This window comes from Candidatus Polarisedimenticolia bacterium, from assembly GCA_036004685.1.
Classification (GTDB): Bacteria; Acidobacteriota; Polarisedimenticolia; order Gp22-AA2; family AA152; genus DASYRE01.
This window is the reverse complement of sequence record DASYRE010000032.1, coordinates 69,536-95,641: the sequence shown is the minus strand read 5'-3', so window position 1 is coordinate 95,641 and position 26,106 is coordinate 69,536. Positions and strand designations below refer to the sequence as shown.

Below are 26,106 nucleotides of genomic sequence, written 5' to 3'. Positions count from 1 at the left end.
GATCAATCCTCGCCGCGGTAACGGAATTCTCCCCCCGATTCGTCGATGATCAGCCGGCGGTAGGGAAGCCGGACTCTCGCCTGGCGGAGCACTTTCCTTTCCACCGCCTCCGACTCGAAGGCGCGATCGCCGCTGCGGACTTCGCGAAGGTATTGGATCGTCTCGTCGCGACCGGCGCTTCCGGGGATTTCGTCCTGCTTGATCTTGCGGCTCACCTCGATGTTGCAATAGCGGCGGACCGCCGCGGCCAGCTGCCTGGCCCCCTGGCTCTCGCTGAAGCCGATCTCGATCAGGTGCCGGCGCGCCGCCCGGGTGACCCGCAGCTGCAGGCCGTGCAGAGAACGAAAGCGCTCGAATATCTCCTCCAGCTCCAAGTCCAGGATCGACTCCATGGAAGCTCGGGAGAGAGGGGAAAAGCGGATGACGCGAAGGCGCGCGACGAACTCGGGAGAAAGATCCTTTCTCAAAGCCCGCTCTATCCGCTCGTCTCCGCGGCGGGTCCTGTCGGAGCCCCGTCCCCGGTAACCGATGGGTTCCAGGGAGTCTTGAGGCGAATGCCTGAGGTTCGAGGTGAAGGCGACGATGCACCCCTCGAAACTCAGCTCCTGGCCTCGATTGTCGTGGGTGGTTCCACGATCCATGATGGGAAGGAAGAACTTCTGAAGCTGGGAATGCGCCTTCTCCACCTCATCGACGATCAGGATCGAAAGCGGAGCACGGGAGGCCCGCTCGTGAAATTCCGTGAGCAATCCCGGCTCGTCGCTTCGAATGAAGCCCCGGGTCGCTCCCTTCAACTCATTGATGTCCGAGGGATAGGTGTATTGAGGCCCCTCGATGATCAGGAATGGGATCTCGACCCCCCACATCTCCTCGAGGACTTTGGCGAGCGACTCCATGAGGTAGTTCTTGCCGACGCCCGTCGGGCCCACCAGAAAGTAGGATTGGGGGATTCGGCGAAGCTGGGTCCCGGTCGCGTTGATGAGAAAATCGTCACAGAGGGCGTCGACAGCGGCCTCCTGGTCGATGACGCGCCGCTTGAGGTCGCGCCGCACCTCCTCGATGTTCGTCTGGGCAAAGAGCAGGATGCGCTCATACCGCGACAAGAGCCGTTCCCTTGGCTCGCGCAGTCCTTTCGGCGCCGCGTTCTGAAGAGAGGCGGCCCCGGGAAGATCCTCATCGAGCGGCGGGAGCTCCTTCCCGAAGTTGCCTTCCGGGTGCCGCAAGCCCGGAGGCTGGACGGAAACGAACGCCGAGCTGCCGACCGACTCCTCCCGGAGATTGCTGAGAAGATCGGCGTGCAGACCGAACCTCGCCGCACATTGCTTGAGAAACGCGATCTCCTCCTCGATCGGAAGGGTCCTCAGACGGTTTCTCTGGAACAGCTCGCGGAGATCCCTCTCGTCCGCGAGGAAAGAGAGGATCTCGGCGGCCATCCGGTAGGACCGGACCCCCAGGGTGGCGAGACTTAATCCACGATAGTCGCGGACGCCGGCCATGCCGATGTCATAGAGACAGCGGTCGCCGATTCCCTTGAGCTCCCCCGGCACGCGCGTCACCCGGCGCAGAGGCTTTCGGGAGCCCGGGGAAATGACTTTCTGGAGATCCTCGAGGCTCGTCGGCTTGAGGGCCTCCCCCCGGAGAATCTGCTCCAGATTCACCGTCCGATAAATATCCGAGATGGCCTTCGAGCAGTGCTCGATGACCTGAGCCAGATGCCACGTCTCGAGATCGTCGAACGTCTGATCCGAGAAGAGGCGCTTCGCAACCTCCCGGATACGGGCTTCAAGCCGCTCCTGGCTGACATCTTCGATGGTGGGACCCGTCGCTCCGGTCATCTCCACTCCTCAAGCCGGCCTCGAGGAAAATATAGAATCACTTCGGCAATCTTCAAGTTAGGGCTCATCGACATCCTTTCTTTTTCCCCCGGGTCGCCCGCCTCCTCCGAAAACATCCCCGGGTTAATGCATCCTTTATGCCTGGCGATTCCGGCCTGCCGCTGGAGGCTTGACATCGGAGGTGAGTCTCCGGTATATTGGCACTCTCTAGCCTTGAGCGCTAACAATATCAACCTGTTAACTATGGTAAATGAACGAGTTATTGGAGGAGATGCGATGAAGGTAAAGCCACTGTACGATCGAATCCTGGTTCGGCGGCTCAACCCCAAGGAGGAGGTCAAGGGAGGAATCATCATTCCCGACACTGCAAAAGAGAAGCCCATGGAGGGAAAAGTGGTGGCCGTGGGGGCCGGCAAGGTTGACAAGTCCGGCAAGAGGATTCCGCTCGAGGTGAAGGTCGGCGACAAGGTCCTCATCGGAAAGTACTCGGGCCAGGAAGTGAAGATCGAGGATGTCGAGCACGTGATCATCCGCGAAGACGAGGTGCTCGGAATCCTGGCCTGAGCGCCTTTTTCGACAAGACCTAAGAGACTCAAATCATCGAAGGGATCCTCGTCCGAGGGTTCCGATTCAGGAGGAAGAGATGGCAGCGAAGGAAATTGTCTATTCGGAGGATTGCCGGCACGCGATTCTGCGTGGCGTCAACAAGCTCGCGGACGCCGTGAAGGTCACTCTCGGCCCGAAGGGCCGCAACGTCGTCCTGGAGAAGAAGTTCGGATCCCCGACCAGCACCAAGGACGGAGTGACCGTCGCGAAGGAGATCGAACTCGAAGATCCGCGCGAGAACATGGGCGCCCAGATGGTCCGCGAGGTGGCGAGCAAGACGAGCGACGTGGCCGGCGACGGCACGACCACGGCCACCGTCCTGGCGCAATCGATTTATCGGGAGGGTTGCAAGGCGGTCACGGCCGGTGCGAATCCCATGGATTTGAAGCGCGGCATCGAGAAGGCGGTCGAGAAGGTCGTTGAAGAGATCAAGAAAATCTCCAAGGACGTCGCCGGCAAAGCCATCGCCCAGGTCGGCACCATCTCCGCGAACAACGACGAGGCCATCGGACAGACGATCGCCCAGGCCATGGAGAAGGTCGGCAAGGACGGCGTCATCACGGTCGAAGAAGCAAAGGGGATGGAAACCTCGCTGGAGATCGTAGAGGGGATGCAGTTCGACCGCGGGTATCTCTCGCCGTATTTCGTCACGGACCCCGAGAGGATGGAGTGCATCCTGGACAATCCTCTCATCCTCATTCACGAGAAGAAAATCTCGAGCATGAAGGACCTGCTGCCGCTGTTGGAGCAAGTGGCCAAGATGGGACGCCCTCTGCTCATCATCGCCGAGGAGGTCGAAGGGGAAGCCCTGGCGACTCTCGTGGTCAACAAGCTCCGCGGCACCCTTCAGGTGGCCGCCGTCAAGGCCCCCGGGTTCGGTGACCGCCGCAAGGCCATGCTCGAGGACATCGCCATCCTGACGGGCGGCAAGGTCATCACCGAGGATCTCGGAATCAAGCTCGAGAACGTCAAGATCGACGATCTCGGCGAGGCCAAGAAGGTCACTATCGACAAGGACAACACCACGATCGTCGAAGGGGCCGGCAAGTCCTCGGAAATCGAGGGCCGGGTCAAGCAGATTCGCACTCAGATCGAGGAAACGACCTCCGACTACGATCGCGAGACGCTGCAGGAGCGCCTCGCGAAGCTCGTCGGCGGAGTGGCCATCATCAAGGTCGGTGCCGCCACCGAGACGGAGATGAAGGAGAAGAAGGCCCGGGTCGAGGACGCGATGCACGCGACCAAGGCCGCCGTGGAAGAGGGGATCGTTCCCGGAGGCGGCATCGCCTTCCTCCGGGCCATTCCCGTTCTCGAGAAGATCAGGGAAAAGAACGAGGACGTCCAGCTCGGGATCAACATCGTGCGGCGCGCCCTTGAAGAGCCCCTGCGACAGATTGCGAACAATGCGGGCCATGAGGGCTCGATCATCGTGGCGGAAGGCAAGGAGAAGGAGAAGGCCGTCGGCTTCGACGCCTATTCGGGCAAGTGGGTCGACATGTTCGACGCCGGGATCATCGATCCGGCCAAGGTGACCCGCAACGCGCTCCAGAACGCGGCGAGCATCGCGGGACTCATGCTTACCACCGAGGCGCTGATCCACGAGATCCCCGAGAAGGAGAAGGCCCCCGCCATGCCTCACGGCGGCGGCGGTATGGGCGGAATGTACTGATTTCGAGGCAGGATTCAGGCCCCGCCGGACGCTCGCGAAAGGCGTCCGGCGGGGTTTTTTGTTTGAAAGGACACGGGGCGAGAGGGACGGGGGAACCGCAGAGGCCGGCCCGGGCTCAATGGCTCATCGAAGTGCCCGTAAAGCCCGAAAATGAATTGCTGATGCGGACGTCCTTGGGGATCTCCACGTTGAAGCGCGTTTCGGTGATGGCCGGATTGACCCGGATGTTGCTGAACGTCAGAATCGTCGAATCGCCGTCCGCTTCGACGTACTCAAGCTGCCGGGGCAGGTAGCTCTTCGAGTCCACCCAAAAACGAACGATCTGCAGCCGGTCTTTCACCCGGCGGCGCTTGGGGGTCAGCACGAGCAGGAAAGTCCCCTTCTCGGATCCCGGATCGCCGAGGGAGATGTCGAAGAACTTCTCGAGATCCTCGGCCGTTTGGCCGATCCCGAAGACCCTGAACACGCGACGGCCCGCCAGCTTGCTCAGCGGAACCTCTTCGGCCTTCTTTTGAGCCGGATAATAGGCCACGAAATGGTCTTCCGTGATCAGGAAGACGCGCGGCTCGGGATCGGAATACTCCCACTTGATACGGGTCGGTTTGGAGTACAGGAAGGTGCCGTTCGAGACGAGCGGCTTGGCCAGAAGCCCAAGGTTTTTCCGTTCGGTGAAGCTTGCGGTCAGGCTGCGGGTGTCGTCCTGGACCTGATTGAATCGAACCAGAACCTCCTTCAACGGGGTCGAGGAAGAAGCCCCCGGCCGCGCGGCCGCCGACGACGACTGGGAGTTCAGGAAGAGCAGAAAGAGCATGCCAAGGGCAGCAACTCTGTGGGATGAAATCTTCAATGATGGCCTCATGAGACGACCGGTTTCCCCGGTCTCCGATTTGCCGATTCGAAGGTCGTAAACCCCTGCCTGCCAGCAATATATAGAATTGCATCGGTCCAGTCAAGAAATCGATCCGTCGTCCTTCCGGCGGTCCACTTGTGTTATGATTCCGGCCCGTCGCGCGGCCTTGTCAAGCCTTGACCTGGGCTTCGTCCGGGGCTTTGACCGTCCGAAAAAACGGCCCTCCGCCGGGCCCCGCCCCGCGGGAATTGCCTCCCGAGCCGGGGGACAGATCCTCCTTGAGATCCTACCTCTTTCGCCGCTGCCTGCTGTTCCTCCCGGTGCTTCTTGGTGTCTGCACGCTCGTCTTCTCACTGATTCATTTCATCCCGGGCGATCCGGTCCAGGTCATGCTCGGAGAGGGAGCCCGGGCCGTCGACGTCACCGACTTGCGAGCGCGCCTCGGACTGGACAAGCCGCTCCTCGTCCAATACGCCGACTTCCTCCTGGGACTCATGCGCGGCAGCCTCGGTGATTCGATCCGCTACCGGGAGCCGGTCTCGCGGCTCGTGCTGGACCGTTATCCGGCGACGCTCGCGCTGGCGGGAGCGAGCATGCTCCTGGCGGTCCTGATCTCCTTCCCGGCGGGGATCATCGCGGCAACCCATCGCGGACGGCCGCTCGACCGGGCCGCGAGCCTCCTGGCGCTCGTCGGGCTGTCTTTGCCCAACTTCTGGGTCGGGCCCATGCTGATCTTCCTCTTCTCGGTGAGGCTGGACTGGTTCCCCGTATCGGGAATGGAGAGTCCGCTCTCCATCGTCTTGCCCGCCGTCACCATGGGCTCGGCCCTGGCGGCGATTCTCATGAGGATGATCCGATCCAGTCTCCTCGAGGAAATGGCCGAGCCCTACTCGTCGGCGGCGCGCGCGCGCGGACTCGGAGAATGGAAGATCGTGCTGCTTCATGCGTTTAAAAACGCCCTGAATCCTGTCCTCACGGTTTTTGGAATGCAGCTCGGGGTCCTGCTGACGGGAGCAATCATCACCGAGACGGTCTTCGGATGGCCCGGCCTCGGCAGGCTGACGATTCAGGCGATCGAGACGCGGGATTACCCGCTCGTGCAGGGCTGCATCCTGGCGATTTCGCTGACCTATGTGGCGGTCAATCTCCTGACCGACATCGCGTACGTCCTGCTTGATCCGAGGATCCGCTATGGCGAGGCGTGATAGCGGATTCCCCGGCGCCGCCTCCGCGGGCTCCTTCTGGGGCAATCTCCGGCGCGATCCGATGGCCCTCGCCGGCGCCGGCATTCTCGCGGTCTTGACGCTCGTCGCGCTGTCGGCGCCCTTTCTGGCGCCCTACTCCTCGGGGACGCAGGATCTCGCCCTTCGCTTCTCTCCCCCTACACCGCACCATCCTCTCGGTCTCGACGAGCTGGGCCGGGACACGCTCTCGAGGCTGGTGTTGGGGGCGCGAATCTCCCTGATATTGAGCCTGGCTGTGGTCCTGATCTCCGCCGGCTTCGGGACCCTGATCGGATCGTTGGCCGGTCTCTCCGGAGGATGGGTGGACGATCTGGTCATGCGCGTCATCGACATCCTCCTGTCGTTTCCTAGCATCCTTCTGGCCATATCGCTGGTGGCGGTCCTCGGGCCCGGCCTGGGGAACCTCGCCCTCGCGCTCTGCCTGATCGGGTGGGTCGGCTACGCCCGGCTGACCCGAGCCCAGGTCCTCAAGACGCGTGAGATGCAATTCGTCCTGGCGGCCCGGGCCTCGGGGGCCAGGAAGGGCAGGATTCTATGGCTTCATCTCCTGCCCAACATCGCCGGGCCGTTGATCATCCAAGCGACCGTGGGGATGGCCGGGGTCATCCTTTCCGAAGCGGGCCTCAGCTTTCTGGGCCTGGGCCTGCCTCCTCCCAGCCCCAGCTGGGGGAGCATGCTACGCAGCGGCAGCCAGCATCTGCTCGACGCGCCCCACCTTGTCCTCTATCCGGGGCTCGCCATCATGCTCGTCGTGCTGAGCTTCAATTTCGTCGGAGACTTCCTGAGGGACTGGCTCGATCCCCGGACCCGGCTGGGGATCCGGGGAAGACTCTAGGACACCGCGGCCGGACGAAGGAGGCTGGCGGAAATCCGGCGGTGGATGGCTTTCCATTCCTCCGGGGAGATCGTCAGGAACACCTCGACGACCCGCGGATCGAATTGAATGCCCGAATTCCGGACGATTTCCGCGCGCGCGACCTCGTAGGATAGCGCTTTCCGGTAGGGCCGATCCGAGGTCATCGCGTCGAGCGTATCCACGACCGCGAAGATCCGCGCCCCCAGGGGAATCGCCTCCTCCCGGAGTCCGTGCGGGTACCCCGAGCCGTCGAACCTCTCCTGATGCGAGATGACGAGAGGGAGCGACTTCTCGAGGAAATTGATTCCCGAAAGAATCCGGTGTCCGATTTCGGGATGTTTCTTCATCTCGGCCCATTCTTCGACGGTCAGCTTCCCTGGCTTGCGGAGGACGGCGTCCGGAATCCCGATCTTCCCGACGTCGTGCAGCAAGGCGCCGCGCCGGATGTCCGTCAGCTCGGGCTCCTTGACTCCCATTCGACCGGCGATGACGACCGTGTACTCGCTGACCCGGACGGAATGCCCCTGGGTCTCCGTGTCCCGCGTGTCGAGGGCGGCCGCGAGCGCTTCCAGCGTCGTCTCGTAGGACGTCTGCAGCTTCTCGAAGAGGCCCTGGATCTCACGGTGCTTGAGCACCAGCTGGGCCGTCCTTTCCGCGACCTTCTCCTCCAGGTTTCGCTGATATTGCCGGTTCTCGAGAATCAGGCGCCTCTTCTCCAGCGCCTTTTCGATGGTGAATCGCACTTCCTCGAGGTTGAAGGGCTTGGTGAGATAGTCGTTCGCTCCCAGACGAATGGCGCGCAACGCCATCTCGACGTCGACGACGCCCGTGATCATCACGACTTCGATGTCCGGATTCCGATCCTTCACCGCCTGGAGAAGCTGGACGCCGTCCATCTTGGGCATGTCGATATCGCTGAGAACGAGGGAGTACTCGAAGTCCTTCAGCCGCTCCAATGCCTCGTGTCCGTTGGAGGCGAGAGTGCAGACGTACCCGGAATCCGTCAGTCCTTCACGGAGGATATCGCGAATCGCGGGCTCGTCATCCACGACGAGGATCCCAGGGGGGGTATTCCAAGGCCCCGGAACAACACGAGGCGAGGAATGACCCTTTTTGTCAGTGGCCTGGGGCAAACCGACTCTCCTATGCGCCGTCCGAGCAGATCCTGCTCATAATCTAGATCTCGGTGTCGGAGAGTCAATCGCCGGCGGCGAATCGCCGGGCGGAAGGCGGAAACTCAACGCGTCTCGAGCCAGTTTGGCCCGCTTCGAATCTCCGCCAGGAGGGGAACGTCCAGCGGGTGGACACTTTCCATGGCGTTCTTCACCAGAAGGCTGACTTCCTTCAGCTCTTCCTCGGGCACTTCCAGGAGCAGCTCGTCATGCACCTGGATCAGCAACCGGCTTCGGAGATTCCCTTGCTTGAGATCGGAATGGAGGTGGATCATCGCCATCTTCATGAGATCCGCCGCCGTCCCCTGGACCGTGGTGTTGACGGCCACGCGAATTCCCTGCCTGCGCAAGTTGGCGTTACGGCTTCGTATCTCCGGGACCGGCCTCATGCGGCCCAGAAGCGTAAACACCTTCCCTTCCCTCTCGGCCCTCTCCACGACGCCGTCGACGTACTTCCTGACCCCTGCGAACCGCAGAAAGTAATCGTCGATGAAGCGCTGAGCCACGGCGTTGGAGACGACCAGCTCCTTCGCCAGACGAAACGCCCCCATCCCATAAATGATCCCAAAATTGATCGCCTTCGCTTGACGCCGCAGATCGCCCGTCACGAGCTCCGAGGCCACTCCAAAAACCCCCGCGGCGGTCCGGGCATGAATGTCCTCGCCTTCCCGGAAGGCGCGGACGAGCTCCGGATCGCCCGAAAGGTGCGCGAGCACTCGCAGCTCGATTTGCGAATAGTCGGCCGCGAGGATCCGCCATCCCGGCTCGGCGACGAACGCTTTCCGGATCTGGCGCCCCCGGTCGCTTCGAATCGGAATGTTCTGGAGATTCGGATTGCTGCTCGACAGGCGGCCAGTGGCCGCCATGGCCTGATTGAAGGAGGCATGCACGCGTCCGGTTTCAAGATTCACCATCCGGGGCAACGCCTCGACGTAAGTGGACAATAGCTTGGAGAGGCTGCGATAGTCGAGGATGGCGGCGGGAAGCGGATGGGTTCCCGCCAGGTCCTCCAACACGTCCATTCCCGTGGAGTGGAGCTTGCCTTTCTCGGTCTTTCGGCCGGGAGTCAGCCCAAGCTTCTGAAAAAGGACTTCCCTGAGCTGCTGGGGAGAATTGATGTTGAAACGATCCCCCGCGAGGCCGTAGACCTTTTCCTCGATCGTCTCCAGATCCCGCATCCATTGCCGCGCGATGCGATGCAGAAGATCGGCGTCGATCAGAACCCCCGCGTGCTCCATCGCCGCGAGCACCGAGACGAGAGGCATTTCCACGTCCCGGTACAGATTCAAGAGCCGCTCTTCCTCCAGGCGGCGGCAAAGCCGTCCCTCGAGCTCCAGAAGCGTGGATCCCGAGCGGGCCGCCTCACGGGCCGGGTCCGCAGGCTGCCTGTCCCGCGAGCCGGCGGTCGCCTCTTGCCCCCCTAGATAAGCGCTCTCCAGCACCGCCAGGGAGTAGTCCCGGCGCTCCGGATCGAGCAGGTATCCCGCCAGCGTCGTATCGAGGAACTCCCCGACGATGGGGATTCCTTGTCGCGCGAGATAGACCTGCAGCTGCTTGATGTCCTGCGAGACGATCCTCACATTAGGGTCGGCCAGGAAGGGGGCCAGACGGTTCAGAACCTCAGCCTCGGCCGGGCGTCCCGAGGCGGCGAGGTCGTCCGGCCGAAAGGAGACAAAGAACGCCTGTTCCGGAGAGGCCGAAAACCCGAGGCCTGCGAGCTCGGCCCGCATCGGCTCGGCGGTCGAGAAGAAGGGAGTCAGTGCCAGGCGCCCGCACCCGGCCAGCGACGCGATTGCCCTGCGGACGTCCTCCTCGCTTTGCAGCTCCTCCAGGGCGACCTCGGGCCGCGGGACGGCCGCCGCAGTCTCGGGAGCGTCGATCTCCGCCGGAGCGGACGCCGCGAGCTCCTCGAGCAGCCTCGTGAATCCCAGCTCCGCGAACAGCCGGCGCGCCTCCACCCGAGACGTGCCGCCGAGACGAAAGGAATCGGCGCTCCAGTCCACCGGGACGTCGAAGCTGATGCGGACCAGATCCCGGCTGATCCGGGCTTGCTCCTGGTTCTCGAGGAGACTCTCCCGGTAGCTCTTCCGGGGGATTTCGGAGGCGTGCTCCAGGCATCCCTCCAGGCTGCCGTAGCGGGCGATCAGCTCCCGCGCGCCCTTCTCGCCGATGCCGGGAACGCCCGGCACGTTGTCACTGGAATCCCCGAGCAGCGCGAGCACTTCCACGACCTGCGCCGGCATCACGCCGAAGCTCCTCATCACCCCCGCCGCGTCCAGAAGCTCGCCGCGCACCGGATGCAGGATCGAGGTCGTCTCGTCGACGAGCTGGAGCATGTCCTTGTCGCTCGAGACGATGACCACCTGAAACCCCTCGCCCGAGGCCTTTCGCGCCAGCGTTCCGATGAGATCGTCCGCCTCGAACCCGGCCAGCTCCACGATCGGGATTCCCAGCGCGCGACAGACGCGCTTGACGTCGGGAATCTGGCTGACCAGATCTTCCGGCGGAACGAGGCGGTTGGCCTTGTACTTGGGGAAAATCTCGTGGCGGTGGGTCGGCTCCGGCCGATCGAATACGATGGCGAGGTGCTCCGGCTTCTGGTCCTGCAGGAGCTTTCGCACCATCTGGGTGAATCCGTACGTCGCGTTCGTCGGTTGCCGCGCGGGGCCCGTCAGCCGGCGGATGGCGTAGAAGGCGCGATAGATGTGGGAAGTACCGTCCAGGAGGTAGAGCTTCTTGGAGGAGGCGCTTTCAGCCACGAGCCCCGGCACCGGAGGATTTCCCCGCGTAGCGGCCCGAGAGCCCCTCATAGAACGGAAATCTCGCGCAGAGCGCCTGGACCTTGGCGCGCGCTCCGGCCAGGACCTCGGCTCTGGAACCGCCCTCCAGAACGTCGGCCACCAGGGCTCCAATCTCCTTCATCTCGGCCTCGCGCATGCCGCGCGTGGACACCGAAGGGGTTCCAATCCGCAGGCCGCTGGCCTTCATGGGCGGGTTGGTGTCGAAAGGGATGGCGTTTTTGTTGACGGCGACGCCGACCTCACCCAGGACATTCTCGGCCTGCTGCCCGGTCATCCCTTTTTGGAAGACGTCCATCATGAAGAGATGGCAGTCGGTTCCGCCGGAGATGACCCGGTACCCGCGGCCCGCCAGAGCCTCCGCGAGGACGCGGGCATTGCGGCGCGTCGCGGCCTGATCCTCCTTGAAGCCCTTCGAGAAGGCCTCCTGAAAGGCGACCGCCTTGGCGGCGATCATGTGGACGAGCGGCCCTCCCTGTATGCCCGGAAAGAGCGCTCGGTCGACTTCTTTCGCGAAGCGCTGCCGGCAAAGGATGAGACCCCCGCGCGGGCCTCGCAACGTCTTGTGAGTCGTGAGGGTCACGAACTCCGAGAAGGGCACCGGGTTCGGGTATTCGCCGGCGGCGATGAGACCCGCGTAGTGAGCCACATCGGCCATCACCATCGCGCCACAGGCGTCGGCAATGGCCCGAATCCGCGGAAAGTCGATGATCCGCGAATAGGCGCTGGCCCCGACGACGATCAGCTTGGGGCGGTGCTCAAGGGCGAGTTTCTGGATCGCGTCGTAGTCCAACAACTCCGTGGCCCGGTCCACTCCGTAAGGAACTACCTTGAAATAGGCGCCGGAGAAATTCAGCGGATGGCCGTGGGTCAGGTGCCCTCCGTGAGGAAGGCTCATCCCCAGGATGACGTCGCCCGGCTTGAGCACCGCGAAGTAGACGGCCATGTTGGCCTGGGCTCCCGAGTGGGGCTGGACGTTGGCGTGCTCGGCGCCGAAGAGCCTCTTGGCTCTCTCGATCGCCAGGGACTCCACCGTGTCGGTGTGCTGACATCCGCCGTAGTAGCGCTTTCCCGGGTATCCCTCGGCATATTTGTTGGTGAAGACGGATCCCATGGCCTCGAGAACCGCCTCACTGACAAGGTTCTCCGAAGCGATGAGATTGATGTTCCCCGCCTGACGGGCCACTTCCGACTCGATGGCGCTGGCCACCTCCGGATCGGTCTCGAAAAGTCGGGAACTCACGGTTCTCCTTTCCCCCGCCGGGGGACAGCGAGCGCAGTCATGCTGAATGCGGAAAGTTGACCCAAGATCGTAACCCAACCCCGGCGGATCGATCAATGTGAATCCACGGAGCCGGTATCCAAGACTCCTTTGCGATAAAATACGGCGTCGAACCATAATATTGACAATGATTGACTAAATTAATATTATACTATTGCACTAAATACTAACTCCAGGGTGTGACGCTTGATACGCTTTGACAAGTTCACGACGAAAGCTCAAGAGGCGGTCCAATCGGCTCAGGAGATGGCGTCTTCAAGGGGGAACCCGACCCTCGTTGCCGCCCATCTTTTGCAAGCCCTCGTCTCCCAACCGGAAGGAGTGGTTCCGGCTCTCCTCTCCCAAATGGAGGTCGACCGGACGGCCTTGCAGTCGCAGATCGAGCTGGAGCTGCAGAAATCGTCCCGGGTCTCCGGCGGCGAAGGAGAGACCCGACCGTCCCCGGAATTCCAGAAGATTCTCGAGTCCGCGGTGCGCCTGGCGGCCCAGTTCCAAGACGAATACGTGAGCGCGGAACACCTCTTCCTGGCCATCGTCCAGTCTCCCGGGAGCCTCGCCTCGACTCTGCGCGGCTCCGGCATCGATTCCCCCCGCGTCCTCGCGGCCCTCAAGGCGGTCCGAGGATCACAGCGCGTTTCGGATCCCGATCCCGAGGGGAAGTACCAGGCCCTCGCCCGCTACGGCAGGGACCTGACGCTCGCGGCCCGCCAGAGGAAGCTCGATCCGGTCATCGGCCGCGACGACGAAATCCGCCGCGTCATCCAGGTCCTTTCCCGCCGGACCAAGAACAATCCCGTGCTGATCGGCGAGCCCGGCGTGGGGAAGACCGCCATCGTCGAGGGACTCGCCCAAAGGATTGTGGATGGAGACGTCCCCGACTCGCTGAAGGAGAAAAAGCTCATCGCCCTCGACCTGGGCGCCCTCATCGCGGGAGCCAAGTACCGCGGCGAGTTCGAGGACCGGCTCAAGGCGGTCCTGAAGGAGATCCAGGAGGCCGAGGGAGCGGTCGTCCTGTTTATCGACGAGCTTCACACCTTGGTGGGCGCAGGTTCGGCCGAAGGGGCCATCGACGCCTCCAACATGCTCAAGCCCGCGCTGGCGCGCGGCGAGCTGCGATGCGTGGGCGCCACGACCCTGGACGAATATCGCAAACACATCGAGAAAGACGCCGCGCTGGAGCGGAGATTCCAGCCCGTCATGGTCCTCGAGCCCTCGGTGGAGGACACGATCGCCATCCTGCGCGGTCTCAAGGAGCGCTACGAGGTCCACCATGGCGTCCGCATCCAGGATTCCGCGCTCATCGCCGCCGCCACCCTCTCCCATCGGTACATCGCCGAGCGCTTCCTGCCGGACAAGGCGATCGATCTCATCGACGAGGCTTCGTCCCGTCTGAGGATCGAAATCGATTCCGTCCCGACGGAAATCGACGAGATCCAAAGGCGGATCGTCCAGATGGAGATCGAGCGGGAAGCCCTGAAGAAGGAGAAGGACCCGGCCTCCCGGGAAAGGCTCGAGAGGATCTCCCGGGACCTGGCCCAGCTTTCCGAAGAGCGGGACCGCATGCGGGCTCATTGGGAAGCGGAGAAGCGGATCATCAAGGAGATCCGGGCGCTCAAGGAAGAGATGGAGTCGACCCGCATCGCTTCGGAGAAGGCGGAGCGCGAAGGGGACCTGGGGAAGGCGGCGGAGCTGCGTTACGGAGCCCTCCAGGCGCTGCAGAAGCGGACGGAGGAAGCCAACGCGCGTCTCGCCGAGCTCCAGAAGGACCGTAAGATGCTGAAGGAGGAGGTGGACGAGGAGGACGTCGCGGAAATCGTCGCGAAGTGGACCGGAATCCCGGTTTCCCGCCTGTTGGGAGGGGAAGCGCAGCGCCTTCTCGCGCTCGAGGAACGGCTGGCGCAGCGGGTGGTCGGACAGAAAGAGGCGATCGCGGCGGTCTCCAACGCGGTGCGCCGCGCCCGGGCGGGGATCCAGGATCCCAACCGGCCCATCGGGTCCTTCATCTTCATGGGGCCCACCGGGGTCGGGAAGACCGAGCTCGCCAAGGCGCTCGCCGAGACCCTGTTCGACGACGAGCGCGCGATGGTGCGCATCGACATGTCCGAATACTCTGAAAGACACGCGGTGGCGCGTCTGCTCGGCGCCCCCCCAGGGTACGTCGGCTATGAGGAAGGCGGCCAGCTCACCGAGGCGGTGCGCCGGCGGCCCTATTCGGTTCTGCTTTTCGACGAGATCGAAAAGGCGCACCCGGAGGTGTTCAACGTCTTCCTCCAGGTCCTCGACGACGGCCGCCTGACGGATGGACAGGGACGCGTCGTGGACTTCAAGAACACGCTGATCATCATGACGACGAACCTGCCGGTTCCCCGGGAGGTTTCCGGAGGCAAGGACGCGTGGCATCGCGCGGTGCTCTCCGAGCTCCGCAAGTTCTTCCGCCCGGAGTTCCTGAATCGGATCGACGAGATCGTGCGCTTCGATCCCCTCTCCCGCGAGGATCTCGACAAGATTGTGGACATCCAGATCGCCCGCGTCGAGAGGACGCTCACCGATCGGAAGATCACGATCGCCGTCAGCCCCGAGGCGAAGCAGTACCTGGCCCGCGTCGGTTACGACGAGGATTTCGGGGCAAGGCCGCTGAAACGCGCCATCCAGCGCCACATCCTCGATCCGCTGGCGGAGGAAGTCCTCAAAGGATCGCTCAAGCCGGGGGATCGAGTCCAGGTCAACATCGACCCCAAGGGGACGGGAATCGTCTTCGGAAAGGCCGCTTGACCGGCCGGGAGGAAGGTTTGACCCTTCGTAAGCCGGGCTTCTATAATGTCGGCCACAACCATCGGACGGCCTGCTCCGTCGAAGCGCGGGGGCGTCGCACCGGGAGGACCTTTTCGTGAGCGTCACGCGCGGCTCGATCCACGATCTCATGAATCTCCAGGAGCGGATGAACCGCCTCTTCGAGCAAGCTCTCCACCCGGGAGGGTCGGCCCAGGAGGATCCGGGCGCCGGCTGGGCTCCGGCGGTGGACATCGAAGAAACTCCGGAGCGGATCGTGCTGCGCGCCGATCTGCCAGGCGTTTCGCTGGAGAAAATCGAGCTGAAGGTCGCGGACGACCATCTCACCCTGAAAGGAGACCGCCCTTTCCCCGCGGGATCCCGCCGGGAAGACTATCACCGTATCGAGCGGTCCTTTGGGTCGTTCTACCGCTCCTTCATGCTGCCGCGAAACGTCAATCAGACGGCAATCCAGGCCGAGTTGAAGAATGGCATCCTGGAAGTGACGCTGCCGAAGAAGACCGAGAGCAAGCCGAAACAGATTCAAGTCCCGATCCGCTAGCGTCGCGGCGCCGCGCCCGCTGATGATGGAGAAGCAATGACCAACGCCCTCAAGACCGCACTCCTCCTGGGAATCCTGACCGCCCTGATCGTCGGCATCGGCGGATATTTCGGCGGCCGCGGAGGCGCCGTGGTCGCCCTGGTCCTGGCCGCGGTGATGAACTTCTTTTCCTATTGGTTCTCCGACCGGATCGTCCTCGCGGCCACGCGCGCCCGCCCCGTGTCGCGCCAGGAATCGCCCCGTCTGTATTCCATCGTGGAGCGCCTCTGCGGGAAATCGGGCCTTCCGTTTCCCCGCCTCTACCTCCTTCCCGAGGCGGCTCCCAACGCTTTCGCGACCGGACGGAATCCGCAACATGCCGCCGTGGCGGTGACCCAGGGAATCCTCGAGCTCCTGGACGACGAGGAGCTGGAGGGCGTACTCGCCCACGAGCTGGCCCACGTGAAGAACCGGGACATCTTGATCAGTTCCGTCGCGGCCACGCTGGCCGGCGCCGTGATGTTCCTCGCCCATATGGCGCGCTGGGCCGCCTTCTTCGGAGGATACGGGGACCGCCGGGACAGCGAACGCGGAGGCGGAGTGCTTGGCCTTCTGGTGGCCGCCATCGTCGCTCCCCTCGCGGCGATGCTCATCCAGATGGCCGTTTCCCGGGCCCGCGAATACCAGGCGGACGCCTCGGGCGCGCATCTTGCCGGCCATCCCTACGGCCTGGCGCGGGCGCTCGAGAAACTCGAGCAATACTCGAAGCGCATCCCCATGGCGGCCGCCGGCGGTCCCGCCACCAGCCATCTCTTCATCGTCAAGCCCTTTTCCGGCGGGGCACTGACCAGCTTGTTCAGCACTCATCCGCCGATTCCCGAGCGGATCCGGCGGCTGTTGGGCCGTTAGGAAGGGCGCCATGCGAGACCCGGAAAGAGAGCAGGAAAACCGGGCGCCGACAGCCGTTCCCATTCAAGTCCACGATCGCAGGCCACGCTTCGACGCGGAACCCGGCGATGACTCCGCCTCGAAGACCTCGTCCCCTTCCCCTCGCTACCCCACCGTGGTGGCCGGGCTGGAAGAGCGCGCCCGCGCCGCGGAAGGGAAGCTCTCCGAGGCGCTCGATCTGCTGCGGCGGAAGGAAACGGAGGCGGACGAATTCCGCGCACGCCTGCGGCGCGAGATGGAGAAGAGAGCCCAGGTAGAGGTGGAGAAGTACCTGCGGGAGATCCTCGAGGTCGTGGACAGCCTCGACCGAGGCGTCGCTTCCGCAGAGACGGACAGTAATCCTGCCTCGCTGCGCCTGGGGCTCGTCCAGGTCCGTGACCAGTTCCTGTCGGTCCTCGCAAGGCAGGGGATCGCGCCGATGAGCCTGGTGGGTACCGCCTACGATCCGCATCTCGCGGAGGCGGTGGCGGTCGCCTCCGTGGACGATGAAAGCCAGGATGGAATCGTTCTCGACGAGATTCGCCGGGGCTTCACCCTGCGCGGCCAGACCCTCCGGCCGGCTCACGTCCGCATCGCCCGCAAGTCCCCGTCTGATCCCCGCGAGCCCGAGGCTTCCCGGGCGTCCTGAGGATTCCCGGCGGCACTCCGCCTTGTTCGGAGCCCGAAGGGGCGATCCCCAGGATCCGGCACGCCAGGGAATAGACGTCGACGGCGCGAATCCCCTCCACGCGATTCCCCGGCCCGAACGCCGGACCCCAACCGAAGAACACGGCTCCCATCGACGGCTCCGTGCCGCGATATCCGTGGATCCCGCCGAGCTTCTCGGGAAAGGAATCACTCCCCAGCTCCGCCCCGACCGGCGCGATCAGGACGAGATCTCCGGTCCGGCCGGGGAAATCGTAGTGCAGATCTCCGGGAATCGCGCCGCTCCGATACACTTCCAACCCGGGCAGTCCCGCCAGGACTCGCGCCGCGCGGGGGAGATCCTCCTTTCTGCGAAGGTAGACGTTCGCGGATCCGCCGGAGCTCCACGTGCGTCCGGGAATCCCCGCCCGGGCAAGGGCCGTCCCGGGATCGAGCGCCGAATTCCTGACCGCCATCCCATGATCGCTGACGACGATCAGATTCACTCCCGCGCCGCCGGGCAGCGATCCGATGCGAGCGATGAAGGATGCGAGGAGCCGATCTTCTACAACCACCCTTTGTCGGGCGCGCGCCGAATCCGGACCGTCGCGGTGCGCCGTGTGATCCACGCCTTCGAGATAGGCCAGAATCAACCGCGGCCGGAGCGGCGCGGGCAGCCCGAGCCATCGGACCACCCCCTCGATCGTCACCCGATCGGTGCGGGGTGTGAAAGCGGGATCGTGATAGCTTGCCGCCCGTCCGCGCCAGCGTCCGAACGAGCCGACCCAATTGAGGACCCCGGCTCTCACCCCCTGCTTCTCCGCCGTCACCCAGAGAGGCTCGCACGCGATCCACTCGGGATCGTTCGATCGATCGAATTCGCCGCGCCGGGCGTCGCGAAAGCGGCTGTTGAGGATTCCATGACGCTCCGGATAACATCCCGTCGCGAGCGTCGCGTGAGCGGGAAACGTGGAGGCCGGAAAGGGCGGCTCCATCCGCACCGCGCTGGCTCCCTCCCGAGCCAGCCTCGAGAACGCCCCTCCGGCGACGCGCTGGGGGTCATCGTGGCGCAGTCCATCCAGAGAAAGGATGACCAGGCTCGGAGGCGGCGCCTCGCCCGGCCGGGCCGTCGCGGCGACGAGCCCGATCGCGAGGATCCCGATCGCCGCCCCGAGGCGCCGCCACGCGGGCGAAAGGCCGCGGCGGGCAAGGAAGGATTTTGCTTCACACGAGGTAGGCAACTGCGAATCCGACTTGCGCGAACATCATCATCATGTACATGTGGGTCCATGACGGGTGGTTCTCGGTCGTCGCCAGATCCTCGGGATCCTTGGTGATCAGGTACGAGGTCCAGAGCCCCCAGAGGGTCAGCGCCGCTCCGACCCCCGTCAAGATCGCGGCGTTGCCCGATAGGAGGCGACGGGTAGGGTTCCACGGATCCGCCACGTGAGCGCCCAGCGGCATCAGCAGCCATGGAAAAACGAAGAAGGGCGCGATCATCCGGGCCGCCGTCCGCACTCCATAGCGAATCGGCAGCGTCGAGCACCCATGAGCGCGGTCCCCTTCCATGTCGGAAAAGTCCTTGGTCGAGCTGGCGCCGAGCAGGAACAGAAAGAAGATCAGGCCGATGAACCAGGGCTCGGGATGCATGACGCTCGCGACCATCGACCAGCCGGCCACCTTGAGAAGCCCGCCGCGCGGGACGGCGATCGTGAGATTCGCCCAGAATCCACTGCGCTTCGTCCGGCCGAACGCCGGGACGGAATACACGACGGTGAGGACCATCCCCGCGAGATAGATGAAGAAACACTCGTGACGCGCCAGGGGGGCCGCGAGCTTCTCAGCCGCCGAGTTGTAGGGATAGACGACCACCAGCCAGGTGGGAAGGAGCGCCAGCACGTACAGAACCGCCGAGAACCACCATCCCTCCGCGAGAGACAGGGCGCCCGTCACCAGCGGTCTTCCCGGCTTGTTCCGGCGATCGATCTCGAGATCGTAGATCTGGTTGATTCCGTTGGAGGCGGCGTTGAGCATCGCCGCACAAAGCGAGCCGAGCGCGATGGTCGCGATCACGCTGGCGGTCAGCCGGCGCTGAGGGTCGGGGTTGTGCGCCGATCCGAAGGCCGTGATCGCTCCCGACACGACTCCCAGGAGAGGCGGCAGCAGGGTGAAAGGCCGGGCGAATGCCAGGAAGACGCGCCATTTCGACAGCGAGCGGGCGAGCTTCGCCAGGGAATGATGCGGAAGACCCCCGAGGAGGTCGGACGGCCTCACGGGGTACCCCCTCCCGCCCACCGCATCAAGGCCAGGGCCGCGAGACCGCCGGCCGCCGTGTTCACGAAATTGATCGTTTCGCTGTCGACCAGGCCCATCGGCTCGAGCGTCGCTCCCAGCACCGACTCCAGCAGGGCGCCCAAGAGCGCGGCCGCGACGACGACTCCGATCGTCCAGGCCGGGATCGTCCCCAGGGCGGCGGCGAGCATCCCGATCAGCAGCGCGCCGGCCGCGCCTGCCCCCGTCCCCAGCAGCGAGACGGCCCCCGGAGTGCCGGCGGGAACTCTTCTCATCCGGGTGATGAGCAGCGGCTCCCCCTTGCCGAGGGGTCCAGCTTCCGAGCCGAGCGTGTCGCAGGCGGCGGTGGCCACCGAAGCCACGAAGGCGACTCGAAGCATCGCCGCCAGCTCCGGCGAGGTTGACGCGCCGAGAAAGGCGAGATAGGCGGGAACGGAGCCGTTCGCCAGCGCGTGCACCCAGCCGCGGGCGCCGCGGTCCTCCTGGGCGATGCCCCGGCGGGCCTTCCGCGCGTATCCGAGCCGCGTCGCCACCGATCCCAGGATGAAGAAAAGCGCCAGGACGGCGAAGCCGGAAGGGCCCGCGAACGTCGCGATGACCGTTCCCACCAGCATTCCACCCGCCACTCCGGACCAGGAGACCGAGCCCGTGCCCCGCGCCGCCAGAGCGAAGAGGCCGGTGAGGGCCAGACCCAGGAAGAAGTCGTGGCGGAGCAACGCCGCGGAATCGGTCCAGACCCGCGGATCCAGTAGCTGGAGCGAGCGCAGCAAGGCTCCGCAGAACAGCGGCACCGAGAGATTGTCGTCGAGCGCCAGGGGAAGACTCTCCACGATCGCCCCCGCCAGGGCCGCGACGCTCGCCAGGACCCAGATCGGAAGCCCCTGAGCCGGCGCGTCGTAGCGCGCGCCGACCCAGGACATCAGCGCCGCCCCTCCCACCGACCCGAAGAGCAGGAAGGCCGCCGATCCGATCCAGCTCTTCTTCGGGTTCCACGGAAGCCTCGGCCCCGCCAAGGTGCCGCCCAGCAGGGTGGACGCTCCGTCTCCGAAGGCCAGAATTCCCCAAGCCCCTGCCGCGATCTCCAGCCGATGCCGGAAGATCAGAATCAGCACGAGCACGGCGACGGCGTAGAGCACCACTCCCGATCGCAGCACCCGTTCTCGCTCTCCCGGCCGGATCAGTCGGTCTCCGAGGCGGGGGATCAAGGCGATGTTGAAGACGATAGCCGCCGCGGCGAGCCCCGCCGCCGCCTGCCAGGGAATCCATCGGAGGAGAAGAGCGAATCCCGCCATGGAGACGTGGACGAGCTTCCGAAGGGTTTCCGAGTGCGCCCCCGGGCTCAAGCCGCTCCCTCCCGGATCGATCGCACCGTCGCCTCCAGCCCGACCTTGAGGGGGGTAATTCGGTAGCCGAGTCTCGCCGCGGCCCGGCGGCTCGTGTAGGCCCATTCCTGCCTGTAGATCTCTACGACCTCGTCGGTGATTTCGGGCTCGATCCCCGTGAGAGACGCCCTCCATCGCAGAAAGCGCCCGGCGATCTTCGCCGCGGAATGAGGGATGTGCCGCCGCGGAGCGGGAACGCCGGTGATCCTCTCCAGCTCTTCGAAAAGCTCCCGGAGTGTCCGGTTCTCCCCTCCGAGGATGAAGCGCTCGCCGGCCACGTCGGCGCGCAGGGCCGCGAGGTGTCCCTCGACGACGTCGGCCACGTAGGCGTAGCAGATGCGGCGATCCCCCGCCCCGAGAATCCCTGGAATCCGGCGCGCCATGAAATCGGTGATGGTCTTCCCGACCAGGTTGCCCGGCGTGACGCGTCCCGGGCCGTAGAGGACTCCCGGGTAGAGGATGACGAGAGGAAGCCCGCGCCGCGCCTCGCGCCGGGCCGCCTGATCGGCGAGGGCCTTGGTCTTCTCGTAGAGATTGTGATAACGGCGGCCGGGCGGGTCCCAGTCTTCGTCGGCGGTCCCTCCTCCGGAGGGACCGAGCGCCATGAACGAGCTGGTGAACACGATCCGGCTCAGCGCCGCCTCCTCGGCGGCGCGCAGCACGTTCATGAGCCCGCCGACGTTGATCCTCTCGAACCGACCCGGATCCCGATCCCACACGCGGACGTGGGCCGCAGCATGGATCGCCTGCGTGCAGCCCTGCATCGCGCGGCGGATCGATTCGGGGTCGGTGACATCGCCCCTCACCCGACGCGCGCGCCGATCGAGATGCGCCGCCGCGCCGGGATCCCGCACCATGGCCACGACTTCCTCCCCCGCGTCGGCCAGAGCGCTCACGAGGCTGCCTCCGAAATAACCGGTTCCCCCCGTAACGCAGATCGCTCCCACTCAATCCTCCGCCGGACGGTCCAGAGAGGCCGCGAGCGCCGCGCGCCAGTCCCGCAATCTTCTCCCGCTCAAGACGGCGAAGCGCCCCGCGTCGAGGACGGCGTTGGCCCCCCCACCCTCCCGAAAGGAGGCTGGGCCCGGTCCGCCGCACAGCTCCGGAGGGGCAAGGACGTTCAAATGCCGCGCCGTCTCGGCGGCCATTTCCGAGAGAAAGCAGGAACCGCCGTTGGCGAGATGCAGGACGCCTCGCCAGTCGCTCTTGATCAGGGTCGCCGCCGCCGAGGCCAAATCCTCGGCGAAGATGGGGGAGACTCGTCGGTCCTCCCAGGCGAGAGGAACGTCCTCGCGCAGCGCCACCGCGACCGCTCGCAGAGGATCTCCGTCCTCGGCGTCTCCACAGACGAGCGAGAGCCGCACGATCAGGTGATCGGGGTTCCCCTCCGCGACGCCCAGCTCGCCGAGGGTGCGGATGCGGCCGTATTGGCTGGCGGCATCGGGAACGTCCGTTTCGACGTAAGGGGCGAGCTTGCGGCCGTCGAACACGTCGACCGTGGAGAAGTGAATCAGACGGCACGGAATTTCCCGGCAGGCCCGGGCCAGCCCGGCCACGCCCTCCCGGTTGACCGCAAGGACCTCCTCGGGCGAGGAGTCGGCGAGATACGGATCGGTCACCGCGGCGCAATTGACGACGACCGTCGGGGGAGGGTCGAAGCGCTCCAGCTCGAGGACGACCCGGGCCGGGTCGGTGAGGTCCATCTCTTCCCGCGTGGCGGCCACTACTCGATCCGGGAATTTCGCCTGAAGGCGGCGCTCCAGGATCCGGCCGACCCGCCCTCCGGCCCCCGTGATGAGGATCAACAAAGCGATTTCCTCCCCTCCCCCGCGGCCCGACGCCGCGGTTCCCTAGAAGTTGAGCGGAACCGTCGGGATGGCCGCCGTGCCGCTGTTCACGTCCAGCACGTTCCCGATTCCTTTCAGGTTCACCACCAGACGGAACTCCTGCTGGCTCACCCCCAGATAACTCCGATCCAGCAGCTCGATCGTGAAGCCGCAGCACTGGGTGTTGTAGCCGATCTTGTAGCGCTGGTCCTGGAGGCTCTTGCCGATGATGTCGTAGTTGCCTTGGAAGCCCAGAATAAGCTTCCGGTTCATGAGATTCGTCTCGCCCAGAAGGCCGATCTGGCTGCTGTCGCTGCTGAAGGGATCCAGCCCGGCGTTGTAAAACCAGGTCACATCCACGAAGCCGCGGCGGGCGCTGCGAAAATTCGCGCTGAGGCTGGCGCGCCGGAAGGCGTTGTAAAGGATGTCGTATTGCGCTTTGAGATCCAGGCTCGCATTGAGAGTGGGATTGATGCGAAGCTGGGCGTCGACTCCGGAAAGATGACTGGTGCGCGTTTGCGAGCAGACGGGGACGCCCAGGACGTCGGTGCAGTCCATGCGCCGGCTCAGCGGACCGAGCAGGGAATAGATCTGGGAGACCTGGAAGGACGCAATCTCCACCGGACTGAGCGAGGCCGGCTCGGGCGTCTTGGCCTCGGCGGGCGCCGTGAGGTTCTGGCCCTCCTCGGGAGGGGGCGTGTGCCTCTGCGGGAACGTCAATCCGTCGGCGACCTGCGCGACGCGCGGGCTGACGCCCGGACGCTTGGCGAAAAGGCGCGTCACGAGAGCGTACTGGACGGCGTTCTGGCTTCCCGCGACGGCGTCCTTCTCGTCGAACTGGATGACCTGCGCGGGATCCTCCACCTTCGATTGATAGAGATAGGTGACTCGCGGCTCGATCGTGTTCTTGTAGAGTGCGGAGAAATCGCTCTTCGGCCTCTCGAAGATCCGGGAGAACTTCGGTCCGATGATCTCGAGGGAGCCCGTCAGCACCTTCCGCACGAAATCGTCGTCCAGGACCTCCACCTGACGGTCGAGGACTCCGTTTCCCTCGCCGAAGTCCCCTGTCCCCGCGGCGCCGTCCAGGCCGATGTCCTCCCCGGGATCGGGCACTCCGTTGGCGTTGAAATCCTCGGAAAAGGTTCCTCCCAGGCGCTTCGTGTAGTAGGTCGCGCGGATCGAGGCCGAGGGGTTGACGTCGAGCCAGGGAACCAGCCGCAGCGGCGCGGAGAAGGTCGGGAAAAGGTCGAACCGCTGGTAAGTGGTCGAAAAGAGGGTGGTCTCCTTCTCGAAGCTGTCCAGCGAGGTTTGAAACGAGAAGTAGAGGGGAGAAAGACCCAGCCGCTGCTTGTTTCCACGAAACTCGATCCGCGGGACGATCAGATTGGTGAGCTCCTCCTCTTCGGTGGCCGAGGTCGCTACGCCGGTGCCCACGGGAAAGAACTGCCGGGTCACGCTGAAGATCTGCCGTCGGCGCTCCGCCCGAAAGTTGAAGCTGTACGAAGACCAGTTTCGAGTCAGGTAAACGTCGGAGAGAACGACCGGGTTCGTGGAGAGCCGGAGGTCTCTTTGGAAGTCGAGGAAATAGTTGAAGTCGCTCACCTGATTGAGGCTCGCCACCAGCCGAAAATCGCCCGGAAGATCCTGGCGATGGTTGAGGTTGTAGAAGTAGCGGTCCCGGTCCGTCACCTGATCCCGGATGAAAGCGCCGAGGAACTCTCCTTTGCCCTGCGCCGACGGGACGTAACGATACTCGAGCCCCTCTCCGAAGCCCGCCAGGGCGTAATAGTCGACGAAGAATGTCGCGTCCATGTTGCGGCGGATGACCCAGTAGAGGGCGTTCGACAGGACGAATCCGCGGCTCCGGGAGAAGCCGAACTCAGGGAACAGCAGACCGGTCGCCCGGTCCTCCTTGATGGGCCAGACGAGATACGGGGAGTAGAAGGCGGGCACCTTTTCCACGCGGAATGACACGTGGTGCAGATACGCGTAGTTGTCGAGGTGGATGGTCCCGCGGGCGACCTTGAAAGACCAATAAGGGATCGGCTGCGTGCAGGTCGTGAACGTCGCGTCCACGATCACGTAGCGATCAGATTCGGTCTTCTGGACCTGGACCGCCTCGAAATAGAACGACGGCTCGGCGTAGCCCCGGGCGTCGTAGAACGTCCCCTTTTCCGACTCCAGGTTGTACTCCACCCGCCGCGCCGTGATGCGGGTCGGCCCGTTGTCGAGGATCACGTTACCTTCGGCGAAGCAATCCTTGGTGGCAGGGACATAGCGGACGGAATCGGCCTGGAGCCGCAGCTCTCCGTAGCGGATGTCGACGTAGTCCTTGAGGAGCAGCTCGTCCTTGCCGAAGACCGATCCCGCCCCGGCCGTCAGCTCCAGCGTCTTGCTCCCTTCGCCTCCGGGAAGGCTGAAGGCTTTCCGCTCCCCGCTTCCGGCGCCCGCCGCCGCGTCCTCGGCCGAAGCGGCCGCGGTCCCGGCCAGCAGGATTCCCAGGAGGAGCGAGCATCGGAGCCACGCCCGGATCGCCCGGGACCGGGATCGGAATGCGCGGCTCGAAATCACGAAAAGACCATGCCGGCATACCCGACGACCGAATGAAGATCTCCGGTCACGTCCCCCGAATGAGAGTAACGGGCGACCTTCCCCGAGCGCGCGCCGAGATCCCGGGCGGCCACCAGGCCCGCGACCGCCGGCGCGAAACCGCACATGCTGATACGCTCCTCCCGCACTCGGCGGTGCAGGTTCTCGGCATCGAGGCGCTCCATCGCCTCCAGGGCCCTTCGATCCTTGCGAGCGGCGGCGTCCGCCGTCTCGTAGTGGGTCATGTCGCTGCTGATGACGATCAGGATCGGATCCGGCGACCCGGAGACGGCGGCGGCCAATCCGCGGCCCAGCTCGCGCAAATCCTCCAGGGCGGACGTCCCCACGACGATGGCCGCAATCCGGACTCCCGGCCGGCGGGCCCAGAGGAAGGGGAGCTGAACCTCCAGGCAATGCTCGCGCCGATGCGCCTGGCGATCGGAGACGAGACGCGCGCAATGCCGCTTCAAGGAAGCGCACAGATCGGGATCCACCGCCACGCCCCCCCAGGGCATCGCCCAATCCTCGGCATCCCACAGGGAGAGCGGCGGGCCGAGACCGGTGTGATTCGGACCCATCAGGACCACCCGGGCCGGAACCTCGACACGGCGATACGTGTCGCCGGCGACCATCCCCGAGTAGATGAAGCCGGCATGAGGCGCCATCAAGGCGACCGCCGGACGGACCTCCGGCGCGGGCGGAGCCAGGAACCGCTCCACCATGTCCTGCAATTCACCCGGATTTTCGGGATAGAAGCGGCCTGAAACCGCGGGAGTGCGCATTCGGTCGACCTCGGCGCGCGCCAGTTGCATTCTCGACGCGC

20 protein-coding genes are annotated in these 26,106 nt (G+C 64.7%); 8 read left to right on the top strand and 12 right to left on the bottom strand.

Annotated features, from left to right (window positions below; genetic code table 11):
* Positions 1–2 precede the first annotated feature (2 nt).
* The gene (locus tag VGR67_08580; protein ID HEV8336455.1) at positions 3–1,835 is read right to left on the bottom strand and encodes an AAA family ATPase; all 1,833 of its coding nucleotides are present in this window, start codon (positions 1,833–1,835) and stop codon (positions 3–5) included.
* A 276-nt stretch (positions 1,836–2,111) separates the two neighbouring features.
* On the opposite strand from VGR67_08580, the gene VGR67_08575 reads away from it, so the two are divergent.
* Both VGR67_08575 and groL read left to right on the top strand, forming a co-directional pair.
* Positions 2,112–2,399: a co-chaperone GroES gene (locus VGR67_08575; protein HEV8336454.1), complete on the top strand. Its 288-nt coding sequence runs from the start codon at positions 2,112–2,114 to the stop codon at positions 2,397–2,399.
* A 79-nt stretch (positions 2,400–2,478) separates the two neighbouring features.
* Positions 2,479–4,110: a chaperonin GroEL gene (gene groL, locus VGR67_08570; protein HEV8336453.1), complete on the top strand. Its 1,632-nt coding sequence runs from the start codon at positions 2,479–2,481 to the stop codon at positions 4,108–4,110.
* 115 nt (positions 4,111–4,225) lie between these two features.
* On the opposite strand, the gene VGR67_08565 is transcribed toward groL, so the two are convergent.
* Positions 4,226–4,921 carry an outer membrane lipoprotein carrier protein LolA gene (locus VGR67_08565; GenBank protein ID HEV8336452.1) on the bottom strand — a complete coding sequence of 232 codons (696 nt, stop codon included), beginning with the start codon at positions 4,919–4,921 and terminating at the stop codon, positions 4,226–4,228.
* A 317-nt stretch (positions 4,922–5,238) separates the two neighbouring features.
* Here VGR67_08565 and VGR67_08560 point away from each other — a divergent pair, with 317 nt between their 5' ends.
* Positions 5,239–6,165 (top strand): ABC transporter permease, encoded by a 927-nt coding sequence (locus VGR67_08560; GenBank protein ID HEV8336451.1) that lies wholly within the window; start codon positions 5,239–5,241, stop codon positions 6,163–6,165.
* Positions 6,152–7,039, top strand: a complete 888-nt coding sequence (locus VGR67_08555) for an ABC transporter permease (protein ID HEV8336450.1) — start codon at positions 6,152–6,154, stop codon at positions 7,037–7,039. The genes VGR67_08560 and VGR67_08555 overlap by 14 nt, the downstream gene beginning before the upstream one ends.
* On the opposite strand, the gene VGR67_08550 is transcribed toward VGR67_08555, so the two are convergent.
* The 3 genes from VGR67_08550 to glyA all read right to left on the bottom strand — a co-directional run bounded on the left by VGR67_08550 (position 7,036) and on the right by glyA (position 12,273).
* Complete coding sequence (locus tag VGR67_08550; protein HEV8336449.1) at positions 7,036–8,109, bottom strand: HD domain-containing phosphohydrolase; 1,074 nt, start codon at positions 8,107–8,109, stop codon at positions 7,036–7,038. The genes VGR67_08555 and VGR67_08550 overlap by 4 nt on opposite strands.
* A gap of 188 nt (positions 8,110–8,297) precedes the next feature.
* Entirely contained in the window at positions 8,298–11,003 is a 2,706-nt protein-coding gene (gene polA, locus VGR67_08545) for a DNA polymerase I (protein ID HEV8336448.1), read from the bottom strand.
* Positions 10,984–12,273: a serine hydroxymethyltransferase gene (gene glyA, locus VGR67_08540; protein ID HEV8336447.1), complete on the bottom strand. Its 1,290-nt coding sequence runs from the start codon at positions 12,271–12,273 to the stop codon at positions 10,984–10,986. Before glyA ends, polA begins: the two co-directional genes overlap by 20 nt.
* Before the next feature lie 228 nt (positions 12,274–12,501).
* Here glyA and clpB point away from each other — a divergent pair, with 228 nt between their 5' ends.
* The 4 genes from clpB (at position 12,502) to VGR67_08520 (ending at position 17,198) form a co-directional block, all read left to right on the top strand.
* On the top strand, positions 12,502–15,084 hold the full coding sequence (gene clpB / locus VGR67_08535; protein HEV8336446.1) for an ATP-dependent chaperone ClpB: 2,583 nt from the start codon (positions 12,502–12,504) through the stop codon (positions 15,082–15,084).
* A 115-nt stretch (positions 15,085–15,199) separates the two neighbouring features.
* Positions 15,200–15,643, top strand: coding sequence for an Hsp20/alpha crystallin family protein (locus tag VGR67_08530; GenBank protein HEV8336445.1), 444 nt, complete (start codon positions 15,200–15,202; stop codon positions 15,641–15,643).
* Positions 15,644–15,679: 36 nt separating this feature from the next.
* Positions 15,680–16,531 (top strand): zinc metalloprotease HtpX, encoded by an 852-nt coding sequence (gene htpX / locus VGR67_08525; GenBank protein HEV8336444.1) that lies wholly within the window; start codon positions 15,680–15,682, stop codon positions 16,529–16,531.
* A gap of 10 nt (positions 16,532–16,541) precedes the next feature.
* On the top strand, positions 16,542–17,198 hold the full coding sequence (locus VGR67_08520) for a nucleotide exchange factor GrpE (protein ID HEV8336443.1): 657 nt from the start codon (positions 16,542–16,544) through the stop codon (positions 17,196–17,198).
* Here VGR67_08520 and VGR67_08515 read toward each other — a convergent pair.
* The 7 genes from VGR67_08515 to amrB are packed head-to-tail and all read right to left on the bottom strand — an operon-like array spanning position 17,101 to position 26,065.
* Positions 17,101–18,435, bottom strand: a complete 1,335-nt coding sequence (locus tag VGR67_08515) for an ectonucleotide pyrophosphatase/phosphodiesterase (protein ID HEV8336442.1) — start codon at positions 18,433–18,435, stop codon at positions 17,101–17,103. The genes VGR67_08520 and VGR67_08515 overlap by 98 nt on opposite strands.
* Positions 18,419–19,468 carry a UbiA family prenyltransferase gene (locus VGR67_08510; GenBank protein ID HEV8336441.1) on the bottom strand — a complete coding sequence of 350 codons (1,050 nt, stop codon included), beginning with the start codon at positions 19,466–19,468 and terminating at the stop codon, positions 18,419–18,421. Before VGR67_08510 ends, VGR67_08515 begins: the two co-directional genes overlap by 17 nt.
* Positions 19,465–20,829 carry a DUF92 domain-containing protein gene (locus tag VGR67_08505; GenBank protein ID HEV8336440.1) on the bottom strand — a complete coding sequence of 455 codons (1,365 nt, stop codon included), beginning with the start codon at positions 20,827–20,829 and terminating at the stop codon, positions 19,465–19,467. Before VGR67_08505 ends, VGR67_08510 begins: the two co-directional genes overlap by 4 nt.
* Entirely contained in the window at positions 20,826–21,815 is a 990-nt protein-coding gene (locus tag VGR67_08500; protein HEV8336439.1) for an NAD-dependent epimerase/dehydratase family protein, read from the bottom strand. The genes VGR67_08505 and VGR67_08500 overlap by 4 nt, the downstream gene beginning before the upstream one ends.
* Positions 21,816–22,673, bottom strand: a complete 858-nt coding sequence (locus VGR67_08495) for an NAD(P)-dependent oxidoreductase (GenBank protein HEV8336438.1) — start codon at positions 22,671–22,673, stop codon at positions 21,816–21,818.
* A 45-nt stretch (positions 22,674–22,718) separates the two neighbouring features.
* Positions 22,719–25,265, bottom strand: coding sequence for an LPS assembly protein LptD (gene lptD, locus VGR67_08490; protein ID HEV8336437.1), 2,547 nt, complete (start codon positions 25,263–25,265; stop codon positions 22,719–22,721).
* Entirely contained in the window at positions 25,262–26,065 is an 804-nt protein-coding gene (gene amrB, locus VGR67_08485) for an AmmeMemoRadiSam system protein B (GenBank protein ID HEV8336436.1), read from the bottom strand. Before amrB ends, lptD begins: the two co-directional genes overlap by 4 nt.
* Between the last annotated feature and the right edge of the window lie 41 nt (positions 26,066–26,106).